The sequence below is a fragment of the Streptomyces sp. NPDC048751 genome, from assembly GCF_043198595.1.
In the GTDB taxonomy this organism is placed as follows: domain Bacteria; phylum Actinomycetota; class Actinomycetes; order Streptomycetales; family Streptomycetaceae; genus Streptomyces.
This window is the reverse complement of sequence record NZ_JBICUX010000001.1, coordinates 650692-663167: the sequence shown is the minus strand read 5'-3', so window position 1 is coordinate 663167 and position 12476 is coordinate 650692. Positions and strand designations below refer to the sequence as shown.

Below are 12476 nucleotides of genomic sequence, written 5' to 3'. Positions count from 1 at the left end.
GTGCGTGCCAGACGCCGCGAGCCGGGCTCCACTTCTGTTCGGAGCTCTTATTCGGCCGTCGGCAGCCCCAGCTCGGGGTAGGCCTCCAGGAGGCGGGTCGGGGCGGCCTGGCGCCAGGAGTCGGCGAGGATGTCGCGCAGCTCCGCCTCGTCCTCGACGGCGCCCAGGCGGACCCGCACCCAGGCGAACTGCGCCTCGTGCTCGGCGATCCAGAACTTCCCCGGCTCGGCGAGGACGAGTTCGTCGCGCTCCTCCTTCGGGCAGCGCACGGCGATGGAGGTCTCGTCCTCGGGCACCGTGGCGAACATCTTGCCCGCGACCCGGAACGTGGGCATGCTCCAGGCGATCTTCTCCGTGGTGTCCGGCAGGGAGAGGGCGATACGGCGTACGTCTTCGGCATCCGGCATGAGACGCACCGTAGCCGCTGCCACTGACAATCACCTGGTGGCGGACTTGTAGTACAGCGTCGTGGGCCGCAGCACCCCGTCGGGGCTCGCCGCGTAGTCGGGGATCACCCCGGCCCGGGTCCAGCCGGCGGAGCGGTAGAGGTGTTCGGCGGGGCTGTCGGTCTCGGTGTCCAGGTGCAGCAGGGTGCGTCCGGCCGTGGCGGCGAACTCCTCGGCGGCGGCCAGGAGCCGGCGGCCGATGCCGAGTCCGCGGGCGTCCCGGTGGACCATCAGCTTGACGATTTCGGCGCGATGACGGCTGTTGGGCTTGTCGGGGAAGGCCAGGCTGACGGTACCGACCACGCGCTCGTCGTCCTGGGCCACCCACACCGCGAGTGCACCGGCGGCCACCCCGGCAGCGCGCCCCTTCCACCAGGCGACGGCCTCCGCCCGGTCGAGGGGCGCGAGGAACCCGATCGAGGCACCGCCGTCGACGGTGTCGGCCAGCAGGGCCGCCAACTCCTCGACCAGTCCGAGCACTTGGGGCGCGTCGACGTGTCGCACGGTCGCCGTCACGGCAGCACCACCGCCAGCACGTACCGCGCCTCGCCCTCACCCGCGCACCGGAACCGCGTCGGCCCCCACACCCGCAGCCGCAGGCAGTCACCCGCACCAAGCATGTGCTCGACGTCCTGTGCCGTCACCGCGAGGGCCCCTTCCAGCACCCAGATGTGCTGCTCCAGGCCGGGCACGGGCGGGCGGTCGTAGGCGATGTCGGCGCCCGGGACGAGCCGCCCCTCGACGAGTTCGCCGCGCAGCCCGGTGTGCGGAGGGGACACGGACCGCCGTACGAAACCGGAGTCACGGTCCTCCCATACCTGCTGATCGGCTGCGCGCACCAGGAGCGCGGGCTCCGCCTCCACTTCGCTGAGCAGCTGGGACATGGTCCGCCCGTACACCGCGCACAGGCGGTTCAGCAGGGAGGCGGTGGGGCTGATCTCCGCGCGCTCGGCCCGGGAGAGAGTCGAGCGGCTCACGCCGCTGCGTTCCGCCAGCTCCCCCAGCGACCAGCCGCGTTCGGCCCGCAGCTCGGCGAGGCGGGCGCCGAGCCGGGCGTCGACGGGGTCCGGAGCGGACACATCCTGTTTCATATCCGGGATGCTATCCCAGATTCGAGACGACCGGGAGGCGGATCCCTGTCACTCGCGGCCCCCGAACGCCGCCAGCGTGCGTTCCAGGGCCGGCAGGGCCCGCACCACGCGCTTCGAGCGGATCAGCAGGTCCCAGGCGGGCTCGAACTTCTTCCAGCCGCCCGCGTACGCGAGGTGCCGCAGCCGCTCGTGCCGGCCGGGCTGGGCCGACGATCCGCGCCAGATGTTGGACCAGCGGTAGAAGTCGCGGTAGGCCCGCCAGTAGCCGTCCTCCAGCTGACGGGCTGTCATTCCCTTGGGCCGGTGGACGACATGGCGGGTGTCGTAGAGGTCCCAGTCGCGGTGCACGATGCGGTCCTCGGACTCCAGTTGCCTCCACAGGCCGGTCGACGGATACGGCGTCATGATGTGGAAGGTCGCCGTCTCGATGCCCTGCTCCACGGCCCACTCCACGGTCCGGTCGAACACGTCCGGGCCGTCCTGGTCGAGGCCGAAGACGAAGCTGGCGTTGACCATGACGCCGGCGTCGTGCAGGCGTCGTACCGCGGCCGCGTAGTCCGTGCCGATGTTCTGGTTCTTGCGGCGCTCGGCGAGGTTGGCGTCGTTGACGGTCTCGAAGCCGACGAAGAGGCTGCGCAGCCCCGCCTCCACCGCCCGCTCCAACAGGTCCGGCCTCAGTACGGAGCTGACCGTTCCCGCCGCCTGCCACAGCCGCCCCGAGCCCTTCATACCGTCGAACAGGGCCTCCGCGAAACGCCTGTTGCCGAGGAGGTGGTCGTCGAGGAAGTAGAGATGGCGGCCGGGGAGGCGGTCGATCTCGGACAGGGCGTCGTCGACTGCCTGGGTGTAGAAGGACTTTCCGCCCTCGAAGAAGGCGTCCTTGTAGCAGAAGTCGCAGTGGTGCGGGCAACCGCGCGAGACGACGATCGAGTTGGGGACGAGATACAGGTGACGCTTGATCAGGTCGCGGCGGACGGGCGGGAGTCCGGCCAGGTTGCGCTGCGTCGAGTCGTAGCGGCGGGCGGGGGCGCGGTCGCGGAAGTCCTTGAGGAAGAGCGGCCAGGTGTCCTCGCCGGGGCCGGTGAAGATCGTGTCGGCGTGGGCCGCGGCCTCCTCGGGGAGTGAGGTGACGTGCAGGCCCCCCATGGCCACGTGGACGCCCCGGGCGCGGAAGTGGTCGGCGATCTCGTAGCTGCGGCGGGCGGAGGTGATGTACGGCTGGATCACCACGAGGTCGGGTGTCTCCAGGGACTCCAGGTCGATGCGCTCCACGTGCTCGTCGTGCAGGGTGACCTCGTCGTCGGGGTCCAGGTAACCGGCCAGGGTCGCCAGGCCCAGGGGTGGGAACAGCGAGTACTTGATGGGCCGGAACAGCGGGCTCGTCGCCTCGGTCAGGGCCGGAAGGATCATCGTCACACGCATGCCCACCGAGACAGCGTGCGCGGGGTGGCCGGTTCCCGACCCCCGCTCCTATCCCTCGGCGGCTTCTCGCAGCGCCGCGAGAACGGGCCGGATCAGAGGGTGCTCCTCCGCTCCGCGCCGTATGGCCGCGAAGACTCGCCTGGTGGGCGCCACGCCGTCGACCGGGCGGACGACCACGCCGGTCAGGTCCATGCCCCGCAGCGCCGACCTCGGGACGAGCGCCACCCCCGCGTCGGCCGACGCCAGGGCCACCACCGCACGGAAGTCGTCCGAGGAGTGTTCGAGGCGTGGCTGGAAACCGGCGCTCTCACAGGCCAGCACCACCACGTCATGACAGGGGTTGCCGGGGTACGGCCCGATCCACGCGTCCTTGGCCAGCTCGGCCAGCGGCACCTCGGTCGCGTCGGCCAGCCGGTGGGTGACCGGGACGACCGCGTCGAAGGGTTCGGCGTACAGCGGTACGTGGGTGAGGCGGGGGTCGTCGGCGGGCGGGGCCCCGCGGTACTCGACGGCGACCGCGACATCGACCTGCCGGTCGAGGACCATCGGCAGGCTGGCATCCCCTTCGGCGTCCTGGACGCGCAGCCGGATGCCGGGCGAGGTCTCGGCGAGGCGGGCCACGGCGGGCGCGACGACCAGGGCGATGCCGGTCGCGAACGAGGCGACGGTGACGGTGCCGGCCGCGCCCGAGCTGTACGCGGCCAACTCGGCCTCGGCCCGCTCCAGTTGCGCGAGGACCACGTGGGTGTGGCCGAGCAGGATCTCGCCGGCCGGGGTGAGCCGTACGCCCTTCGCGCCGCGTTCCACGAGACGGTGGCCCGTCTCCTGCTCCAGGGCCGCCAGCTGCTGCGAGACGGCCGAGGGCGTGAGGTAGAGCGCGGCGGCAGCGGCCGTCACCGTGCGGTGGTCGGCCACCGCACGGAGGATGTGGAGCCGCCGCGCTTCGATCACGGGACCGATTCTCCCAGGTGTCCCGGGATGCTCAGGCCCCCAGCTCGGCCCGCGCCGCCACGAACGCGTCCACCGCGCGGTTCACGTCCTCGGTGGAGTGGGCGGCCGAGAGCTGCACACGGATACGGGCCTGCCCCTGCGGCACCACCGGGTACGAGAAGCCGATCACGTACACCCCGCGCTCGAGGAGCAGTTCCGCCATCCGGCCCGCCTTCGCGGCGTCGCCGATCATCACGGGCGCGATGGCGTGGTCGCCGGGGAGGACGTCGAAGCCCTCGTCGGTCATACGGCGGCGGAACAGGGCGGTGTTCTCGCGGAGCCGGACACGCAGGTCGTCGGCCGACTCCAGCAGGTCGAGCACCTTCAGGGAGGCCGCCGCGATCACCGGGGCGAGGGTGTTGGAGAACAGGTACGGCCGGGAGCGCTGGCGCAGCAGGGCGACGATCTCGGCACGGGCGGCGACATAGCCGCCGGAGGCACCGCCGAGGGCCTTGCCGAGGGTGCCGGTGATGATGTCGACGCGGTCCATGACGCCGTGCAGCTCGGGGGTGCCGCGGCCGCCGGGTCCGACGAAGCCGACGGCGTGGGAGTCGTCGACCATGACCATGGCGTCGTGGCGGTCGGCGAGGTCGCAGATCTCGGCGAGGGGGGCGACGTAGCCGTCCATGGAGAAGACGCCGTCGGTGACGATCAGCTTCCGGCGCGCACCGCCCTCGGTGGCCTCCTTCAACTGCCGCTCCAGGTCTGCCAGATCACGGTTGGCGTAGCGGAAGCGGCGGGCCTTGGACAGGCGGATGCCGTCGATGATCGACGCGTGGTTGAGGGCGTCGGAGATCACCGCGTCCTCGGGGCCGAGCAGGGTCTCGAAGACACCGCCGTTGGCGTCGAAGCAGGAGGAGTACAGGATCGTGTCCTCCTGGCCGAGGAACGCGGACAGCCGCGCCTCCAGCTCCTTGTGCACCTCCTGCGTACCGCAGATGAAGCGCACGGACGCCATGCCGTAGCCCCAGCGGTCGAGGGCGTCGTGGGCGGCGGCGATCACCTCGGGGTGGTCGGCGAGACCGAGGTAGTTGTTGGCGCAGAAGTTCAGCACCTCACCGGGGCGACCGCCCGCGGTGACGGCGACGGTCGCGGACTGCGGCGTGCCGATGACCCGTTCGGGCTTGTGCAGACCGGCGGCGCGGATCTCGTCGAGGGTGGCGCGCAGGTCGTCGCGGACGGAGTCGAACATCATCAATCCCTTGGGGTGTCAGTGGATCCAGTCGAGGATGACCTTGCCGCCGCGGCCGCTCGCCGCGTCCGCGAAGGCCGCCTCGTAGTCGCGGTAGCCGTAGCGGCCGGTGATCACGGGGGCGAGGTCGAGGCCGCCCTCCAGGAGGACCGACATCGCGTACCAGGTCTCGAACATCTCCCGGCCGTAGATGCCCTTGATGGTGATCATCGAGGTGACGATCCGGGCCCAGTCGACCGGGAACTCCTGCGCGGGCAGCCCGAGCATCGCGATGCGGCCGCCGTGCGTCATGTTGGCGATCATGTCGCGCATCGCCTCGCCGCGGCCGGACATCTCCAGGCCGATGTCGAAGCCCTCGCGCAGACCGAGTTCGCGCTGCCCGTCGGCGATCGACGCCTGCGCCACGTTCAGCGCGAGGCTCACGCCGATCTTGCGGGCCAGTTCGAGACGCTCCTCGCTCACATCGGTGATCACGACGTTGCGCGCACCGGCGTGCCGGGCCACCGCGGCGGCCATCAGCCCGATCGGACCGGCCCCGGTGATCAGCACGTCCTCGCCGACCAGCGGGAAGGACAGGGCGGTGTGCACGGCGTTGCCGAAGGGGTCGAAGATCGCGGCCACGTCGAGGTCCACGGGGACACGGTGAACCCAGACGTTGGTGGCGGGCAGCGCGACGTACTCGGCGAACGCCCCGTCCCGTCCGACACCGAGCCCCACCGTGGCCCGGCACAGGTGACGGCGTCCGGCGAGGCAGTTGCGGCACTTGCCGCACACCAGGTGGCCCTCACCGCTGACCCGGTCGCCGATCCGGATGTCGGTGACGTCCCGGCCGGTCTCGACGACCTCGCCGACGAACTCGTGCCCGACGACGAGCGGGGTGCGGATCGTCTGCCGCGCCCAGCCGTCCCAGTTCCGGATGTGCAGGTCGGTGCCGCAGATGCCGGTGCGCAGCACCTTGATCAGTACGTCTCCGGGGCCGACCGCGGGCTCCGGGACGTCCGCGAGCCACAGACCGGGCTCCGCCTTCTCCTTGACCAGCGCCTTCAACGCTACGGCTCCTGTGGGTGAGGTCCCGGGCGCGGGCGTGCGAAGGAAACCCGCGCCGGGAGAGGAGTGGATGTGATCAGCAATCTGCCGTACCGCGGACCTCCGGTCCATCGAGGATTTCTTAAGCGGCGCCGAAGCTTTCCTTCACGTGTCACGCTGGACATGGTTCGCCCGGCTGACCTGGAGCTCCTGATGACCACAGCACAGGATCTGATGATCGTCTCGATGGAAGTGACCCCCGTGCGCCCCGTGGGGCAGGGCGATCTGTCGCTCGCCCTGGCGGGTGCCGAACTGATCGACCTGCTCGAGTCCGGAGAGCTCGCCATCGACGACGACCGCATCGTCCCCGCCCCGCCGTCGGCACCGGACGACACCCTTTTGGCGGAGGCCGTGTCGTCCCTCGTACGGGTGCAGCCGTACGAGTCCGTCGAGGACTGGCTGTGGCGCCGCGGCCGTGAGCTGTACGCGGCCTATGCCGCCCGGATGGAGGCGGACGGGCTGATCACCCGGCCACGCCGCCGCGTGCTCGCGGTCGGGTCCCATCGGACGGAGCCCGCGGACTCACCGGCCCGCAGCCGTGCCACCGAGCGCTGGATGTCGCAGGAGCCGGTCCTCGCCGTCCTGGCCGCCGCGGTGGGGCTGCGGGAGGAGCCGGCCGAAGGCTTTTCAACGCCGCTCACGGACGCGGTCGAGACGGTCCTGGCGGCGGTCGGTGACGCGGTGGCGGAACTTGAGGCCGTACGACAGCGGCGGACCATCGAGCAGGCGGCCTTCGACAACATCTGGCGGGGCGCCTGACAGGGCACGAAGGCTCACGGCTCACAGCCCACGGCTCACGGCTCACGGCTCACAGCGGCGGAACCCCGTCGGCCTCTCGGCGTTCCAGCCGTCCGGCGAGGTCGGCCGCGGTCTCCTTGATGGTCTCCAGGCCGGCTTTCCCCCAGGGCCGGGGGGCCAGATCGGCGACGCAGACCGTGCCGAGCACCATGCCGGACGTGTCGATCAGCGGGGCACCGAGGTAGGAGCGGATTCCGTACTCGTCGACGACCGGGTTGCCGGCGAACCTCGGGTAGTCGCGCACGTCCTCCAGGACCAGCGCCTTGTGCCGCACGACCACGTACGGGCAGTAGCCGTACTCGCGGGCCAGCCGGCGGCCCACCTCGGGCTTGCCGCCCCGCGCGGCACGGCCGCCCGCCGGGGTGTGCAGCCCGGCGAAGAACTGCCGGTCCTCGTCGATGAAGTTGACCATGGCGTACGGCGCACTGGTCACCTCGGCGAGATGGTCCGCGAAGGAGTCGAGAGCGGGCTCCGGCCGCTCCCCGAGGCCGAGTCGGCGGAGCCTGCGGCTGCGGGCGGGAGCTTCCTTGTCCTCGGGCGTGAGCAGCAGTCGACCGGCCGGACGTGGCGGGTCGTAGGTCATGAGCGGGCTCCTTGACGGTGGACGGGCTTCATGTGCGGCTCCGGTGCGTGGTGTGCGGGGTCACATGTGGGCGCCGCGGCTCGGCTGCGGTGCCGCCGGGGCGTGGGCGATGAGGTACCGGACGAGGGTGAGCAGGGTCTGGACGCCGGAGGCGGAGATGCGCGCGTCGCAGCGGACCACGGGGACCTCGGGGTCGAGGTCGAGGGCGGCGCGCACCTCGTCGGGTTCGTAGCGGTGGGCGCCGTCGAACTCGTTGACCGCGATGATGAAGCCGAGGCCGCGTTCCTCGAAGAAGTCGACAGCCGCGAAGCACTCCTCCAGGCGGCGGGTGTCGGCGAGGATGACCGCGCCGAGCGCCCCCTCGGAGAGCTCGTCCCACATGAACCAGAACCGCTCCTGCCCGGGCGTGCCGAACAGGTACAGCACGTGTTCCGGGTCGAGGCTGATCCGGCCGAAGTCCATGGCCACGGTCGTCTCGACCTTGTTCTCGATCCCGTCGAGGTTGTCGGTCGCGGCGCCGACCGTGGTGAGCAGCTCCTCCGTACTGAGCGGGGCGATCTCGCTGACCGCGCCGACGAACGTCGTCTTGCCGACCCCGAACCCGCCCGCGACCAGGATCTTCAGCGCGGTGGGAAAGGGGTCGGAGCCGTCCTCGTACTCAGAGCTGTCGTCGTAGTCCATCGAGCACTGCCTCCAGAAGAGCCCGGTCTGTCGGGTTGTGGTGGAACTCGGGGGGCTTGGTGGTCAGCGCCCCGCAGTCGACGAGGTCGGACAGCAGCACCTTGGTGACCGCCGCCGGCAGCTTCAGGTGGGCTGCGACCTCGGCGACCGAGACGGGTGCACGGCACACGTCGAGGGCCTGCGCGTGCTCGGGACCGAGGTAGCCGAGGGGGGTCTCCCCCGTGCCCCTCACCTGTGACATCAGGTCCAGCGCGATGGTGGGCCGGGTGCGGCCGTTGCTGATCGTGAAGGGGCGGACCAGCCGTCCGGCCGCGTCGTCGAGCCAGGGCCCGTCGCCGACCGCCGCCACGTTCAACGCCTCATCGCCGGGGGTTCGACGGCATGCTGCCGGGGCGCGGTCATCAGGTACGGGCGGACGCTCTTGACCAGCATCGCCATCTCGTAGCCGAGCACGGCGGCGTCCGCCTCGCGCCCCGCGAGCACGGCGAGGCAGGTGCCCGATCCGGCGGTCGTGACGAACAGCAGCGTCGAGTCGAGTTCGACGACGACCTGCCGTACGTCCCCGCCGTCGCCGAAGCGGATGCCGGCGCTGCGGCCGAGGGAGTACAGGCCGGAGGCGAGGGCGGCCATGTGGTCGGCGCTGTCGGGGTCGAGGCCGTGGACGGACTTCACCAGGCCGTCGCAGGAGAGGAGGACCGCGCTGGTGGTGTGGGGCACGCGCTGCACGAGGCCGCTCATCAGCCAGTCGAGATCGGATACGTGGCCGGTCGTCGGCGCATCGCTCGCCATGGTGGATCGACTCCTTGGGGTACGAAGGTCTGCGGGAGCGCTGGGGGCGGGGGTGGAGAGGGGGGTGCTCATCCGGCGGGCGCGCTCCCGTCGTGCCGGGTGGGGTGGTGGTCGGGGCGGTCCGGGCGGCTGGGCGAGCCCAGGCCGTCGCGGGCGTCGTTCGCCTCGTGTGCCGCGTGCGTCTCGTGTGCCGCGTGCGTCTCGGGTGGGCGTCCGGGGCGCGACCCGGTTATGCGGCTCGCGTCCGGGCGGCGGACCTCCAGGGGCGGCAGGTTCCGGGGCGGTGGGGCGGTGCGGGGCGCGGGTACGGGCGCGGTCGTGTTCCGGGGCGACGGGTCCGTGAGGGTGCCGTCCGCCTCCAGGCTCTGCTGGGCCTCGGCGAGGCCGATGCCGCGCTGGAAGGCCGCCATCAGTCCCGGGTCATGGCCGACCGGCTGCCGCTCGGCGTCCGGACGCGGCGCCGGCCCACCGCGCAACTGCGGCACGATGTGCTCCTGAGCCCGCCGCCGCGGCAACTGCGGCTTCCCCATCGTGCCGCGCACGGTTCCGACCCGCGGCGTCGGCATCGCCCCCGCGTTCTGCGCCACGACATGCCGATCAGCAGCCCGAATCCCCGGCACGGCCTCGGCCGGATTGGGCCGCTGCGAACGCGTGCCACGCCTGGGGAGGGGAGCGGGGCGATCGGCGTCGGGGGTGGGGCGGGCGGCGTCCGGGGCGGGCGGTGCGGGGCGGGTGGCGTCCGGCGTTGCGGGGAGCGGGCGGGCGGTGTCCAGGTCGGGGAACACGGGGCGGCCTGCGTCCGACGCGAAGGGCACGGAGTCGCCGGGGCCCGGGGCGGGGAACACGGAACGGCCTGCGTCCGACGCCGGGAACACCGAGCTGCCCGCATCCGACGCCGGAGACACCGGGCGGCTGGCATCCGACTCGGGCACCGGGCGGCTGGCATCCGACTCGGGCACCGGGCGGCCTGCGTCCGACTCGGGCACCGGGCGGCCTGCGTCCGGGGCGGGAGACACGGGACGGCCCGCGTCCGGCACCGAGAACACCGAGCCGCCGACACCCGACGCAGGCACAGGGCCGATACCGGCTGCCCCCGAGGACGCCGGGCGACCGGCGTCCCTCGCAGAGGACTCAGGTCGGCCGACGCCCGGCCCAGAGGACGCAGAGCGGTCGGCGTCCGGTGCGGAGTGTGCGGGGTGGCTGCCGTCCGATGGTGCGGGCGCGGACCGACTGCGCTGTGCCCCGGGGAACATGGGCCCGTCGACGTCCGGCGCGGTGGGTGCGGGTACGCGGGTCTCCGACGCCGGGGGCGCGGTGGGGGACGTGGGGCGCGTGTGCTCCTGCGGACGGTGCGGTGCGGCGGAAGGTGCCACCGACTGCGTCGCGTCGGGCGCGGGCGAGCCCTGCGGGCGGTGCGGCGACGGCGCTACGGGGATGCTGTCGACGCCTGTGAGGCCGGTCGACCCGGACACGGTCACACGGTCGATCGGGGTTGCTCCGGCTGCCCCGCCGGACGTGCCCGGTACAGGGATGCCGCGGCCTCCCAGCGTCGCGTCGGCCGACGCGCTTCCCCGTGAGCTCGCGCCAGAGGCGCCCGGTGCGGCGGTTACGGGTGATCCCGACGCCGCTCCTCCGGCAGTTCCCGGCGTCACGATCCCGGAGGTTCCGGGCACCCTGGTGCCCCGGGGTCCCGCAGGGGCAACTCCTCCAGGGGTTCCCGAAGGCGCGGCCATCGGCACTCCAGGTGCCGAACTCCTCGGCGCTCCCGGGGCAGTACCTCGCCCCCAGGGGGTCGCACCGCCGGGGATTCGCGCCGTAGCCCCGGCGGCTCCCGGGGCCGGACCCCTCAGCCCAGCCACACCTCCGGACGCTCCGAGCCCAACCACACCACCGGGTCCGACAGGACCACCGGGCCCTGCCACACCACCGGGCCCCGCAGGACCACCGGGCCCAGCCGAACCACCCGGCCCAGCCGAACCCAGCGGCCTCGCCGACCCCCCCGTCCCAGCCGAGATCCCAGGCCCACCCGCGCCCGTCGCCTCCGCCCCTGTCCCCGCCTCAGCAGGGGCCGCCCCCGGCGCCGTCCCCAATAGCGCCCGCGGCAGCACGAGTACCGCCTGCACCCCGCCGTAGATGTTCGTCTGCAGGCGTACCCGGATGCCGTGGCGGCGGGCCAGTTGGGAGACGACGAACAGGCCGATGCGGCCGTCGGCGAGGAGGCGGGCGACGTTGACCTGGTCGGGGTCGGTGAGGAGGGCGTTCATACGGCTCTGTTCCTCGACGGGCATGCCGAGGCCGCGGTCCTCCACCTCGACGGCGAGCCCGGAGGTGACCAGGTTGGTACGCAGCAGAACCTGGGTGTGCGGCGCGGAGAACACCGTGGCGTTCTCAATGAGTTCGGCCAGCAGATGGATGACGTCGGCGACGGCGTGCCCGCTCAGCTCACCCTCGATCGGCGGGACCAGCTTGACCCGTGAGTACTGCTCGACCTCGGCGATGGCGGAGCGCAGCACCTCCGTCATGGAGACGGGGTTGCTCCACTGGCGACGGGAGACCGCGCCGCCGAGCACGGCGAGGTTCTCGGCGTGGCGGCGGATGCGGGTGGCGAGGTGGTCGACGTGGAAGAGGCCCTTGAGCAGGTCGGGGTCCTCCATCTCGTTCTCCAGCTCGTCGAGGATGGAGATCTCACGGTGCACGAGCGACTGCAACCGCCGCGCGAGGTTGACGAACACCTCGAGCTTCTGTTCGCTGCCGGTCTGGCTGGAGAGCTGAGACGCCTGGATGACGGCGGTGACGGCTCCGTCGTGCGCACGGGCCAGGTCCGCGGCGAGCAGTTCGAACTCGTCGGCGTCCTCGGGCGGCCCCCCGCGCGGCTTGCGCTGGGGCGCGCCCTCACCCCGGCGCAGTGCCTCGACGAGGGCCCGCAGATCGGCCTCGCCGCGGGCGCTGCTCTCGCGCAGGGCATCGATGCGGTCGCTCACGGACCTGGCCGCGCGGTTGGCGGCGACCGCGGCGATCACGATGCCCGCGCCGGTCACGGCGACCGCGCCACCCAGCACGCCCCACAGGGTGAGGCTGGGGCGGACCCCGGTGGAGCGGACGGTGAAGAGCACGGCCGCGCAGGCACTGAGGGCGACCGCGATCGGCGGAAGTACCGCGAGACGCAGCAGTTGGGGCCGTATGTGTGTCTCGGCCAGCGGCGGTACGGCACGGTCGACCGGGCGCTCGTGCCGCCCACCCTCACGGCGGTCTGCGCGTGCGGCCGGTGCGCGGAGGTGAGACATCGGCGTCCTCGTACTGGTACTGGTCCGTCGGGCCGGTGTCGGTCGAGAGAGCCGAGAAAAATGGGCCCTGCGTCGCCCGACGGACACTGACAGTAGTCGCCGATGCACCATGTG

Annotated in this window: 12 protein-coding genes and 1 pseudogene; 1 reads left to right on the top strand and 12 read right to left on the bottom strand. The window is 72.4% G+C overall.

Annotated elements, in window-relative coordinates; all coding sequences use genetic code 11:
• Positions 1-47: 47 nt before the first annotated feature.
• Genes ACGFNV_RS02980 through tdh form a run of 7 tightly spaced genes read right to left on the bottom strand, consistent with a single transcriptional unit; the run spans position 48 to position 6188 of the window.
• Positions 48-407 (bottom strand): MmcQ/YjbR family DNA-binding protein, encoded by a 360-nt coding sequence (locus tag ACGFNV_RS02980; RefSeq protein WP_393618876.1) that lies wholly within the window; start codon positions 405-407, stop codon positions 48-50.
• A 30-nt stretch (positions 408-437) separates the two neighbouring features.
• Complete coding sequence (locus tag ACGFNV_RS02975) at positions 438-962, bottom strand: GNAT family N-acetyltransferase (protein WP_393618874.1); 525 nt, start codon at positions 960-962, stop codon at positions 438-440.
• Entirely contained in the window at positions 959-1537 is a 579-nt protein-coding gene (locus tag ACGFNV_RS02970; protein ID WP_393618872.1) for a helix-turn-helix domain-containing protein, read from the bottom strand. The genes ACGFNV_RS02975 and ACGFNV_RS02970 overlap by 4 nt, the downstream gene beginning before the upstream one ends.
• A 48-nt stretch (positions 1538-1585) precedes the next feature.
• The gene (locus ACGFNV_RS02965; RefSeq protein ID WP_393619989.1) at positions 1586-2959 is read right to left on the bottom strand and encodes a B12-binding domain-containing radical SAM protein; all 1374 of its coding nucleotides are present in this window, start codon (positions 2957-2959) and stop codon (positions 1586-1588) included.
• A 48-nt stretch (positions 2960-3007) separates the two neighbouring features.
• Complete coding sequence (locus ACGFNV_RS02960; protein WP_393618871.1) at positions 3008-3910, bottom strand: LysR family transcriptional regulator; 903 nt, start codon at positions 3908-3910, stop codon at positions 3008-3010.
• A 31-nt stretch (positions 3911-3941) separates the two neighbouring features.
• Entirely contained in the window at positions 3942-5141 is a 1200-nt protein-coding gene (locus ACGFNV_RS02955) for a glycine C-acetyltransferase (RefSeq protein ID WP_393619987.1), read from the bottom strand.
• A gap of 18 nt (positions 5142-5159) precedes the next feature.
• Positions 5160-6188 (bottom strand): L-threonine 3-dehydrogenase, encoded by a 1029-nt coding sequence (gene tdh / locus ACGFNV_RS02950; RefSeq protein WP_393618869.1) that lies wholly within the window; start codon positions 6186-6188, stop codon positions 5160-5162.
• Positions 6189-6380: 192 nt separating this feature from the next.
• Between tdh and ACGFNV_RS02945 the strand changes: the two genes are divergently transcribed.
• The gene (locus ACGFNV_RS02945) at positions 6381-6986 is read left to right on the top strand and encodes a GPP34 family phosphoprotein (protein ID WP_393618868.1); all 606 of its coding nucleotides are present in this window, start codon (positions 6381-6383) and stop codon (positions 6984-6986) included.
• A 49-nt stretch (positions 6987-7035) separates the two neighbouring features.
• Here ACGFNV_RS02945 and ACGFNV_RS02940 read toward each other — a convergent pair whose 3' ends face one another.
• The 5 genes and pseudogenes from ACGFNV_RS02940 to ACGFNV_RS02920 form a co-directional block, all read right to left on the bottom strand.
• Positions 7036-7608 carry a GAF domain-containing protein gene (locus ACGFNV_RS02940; protein ID WP_393618866.1) on the bottom strand — a complete coding sequence of 191 codons (573 nt, stop codon included), beginning with the start codon at positions 7606-7608 and terminating at the stop codon, positions 7036-7038.
• A gap of 60 nt (positions 7609-7668) precedes the next feature.
• Positions 7669-8289 (bottom strand): ATP/GTP-binding protein, encoded by a 621-nt coding sequence (locus ACGFNV_RS02935; protein WP_393618864.1) that lies wholly within the window; start codon positions 8287-8289, stop codon positions 7669-7671.
• Complete coding sequence (locus tag ACGFNV_RS02930) at positions 8267-8638, bottom strand: DUF742 domain-containing protein (RefSeq protein WP_393618863.1); 372 nt, start codon at positions 8636-8638, stop codon at positions 8267-8269. The genes ACGFNV_RS02935 and ACGFNV_RS02930 overlap by 23 nt, the downstream gene beginning before the upstream one ends.
• A 2-nt stretch (positions 8639-8640) precedes the next feature.
• Positions 8641-9078 (bottom strand): roadblock/LC7 domain-containing protein, encoded by a 438-nt coding sequence (locus ACGFNV_RS02925; protein WP_393618861.1) that lies wholly within the window; start codon positions 9076-9078, stop codon positions 8641-8643.
• Positions 9079-11137: 2059 nt separating this feature from the next.
• Positions 11138-12362: pseudogene (locus ACGFNV_RS02920) on the bottom strand (sensor histidine kinase); the annotation flags it as partial.
• Positions 12363-12476 lie beyond the last annotated feature (114 nt).

Bases quoted from the DNA above. Each gene is read 5' to 3' on its own strand.
- ACGFNV_RS02980 (WP_393618876.1), bottom strand. From the start codon at position 407: ATGCCGGATGCCGAAGACGTACGCCGTATCGCCCTCTCCCTGCCGGAC.
- ACGFNV_RS02970 (WP_393618872.1), bottom strand. From the start codon at position 1,537: ATGAAACAGGATGTGTCCGCTCCGGACCCCGTCGACGCCCGGCTCGGC.
- ACGFNV_RS02965 (WP_393619989.1), bottom strand. From the start codon at position 2,959: ATGCGTGTGACGATGATCCTTCCGGCCCTGACCGAGGCGACGAGCCCG.
- ACGFNV_RS02955 (WP_393619987.1), bottom strand. From the start codon at position 5,141: ATGTTCGACTCCGTCCGCGACGACCTGCGCGCCACCCTCGACGAGATC.
- ACGFNV_RS02945 (WP_393618868.1), top strand. From the start codon at position 6,381: ATGACCACAGCACAGGATCTGATGATCGTCTCGATGGAAGTGACCCCC.
- ACGFNV_RS02940 (WP_393618866.1), bottom strand. From the start codon at position 7,608: ATGACCTACGACCCGCCACGTCCGGCCGGTCGACTGCTGCTCACGCCC.
- ACGFNV_RS02935 (WP_393618864.1), bottom strand. From the start codon at position 8,289: ATGGACTACGACGACAGCTCTGAGTACGAGGACGGCTCCGACCCCTTT.
- ACGFNV_RS02925 (WP_393618861.1), bottom strand. From the start codon at position 9,078: ATGGCGAGCGATGCGCCGACGACCGGCCACGTATCCGATCTCGACTGG.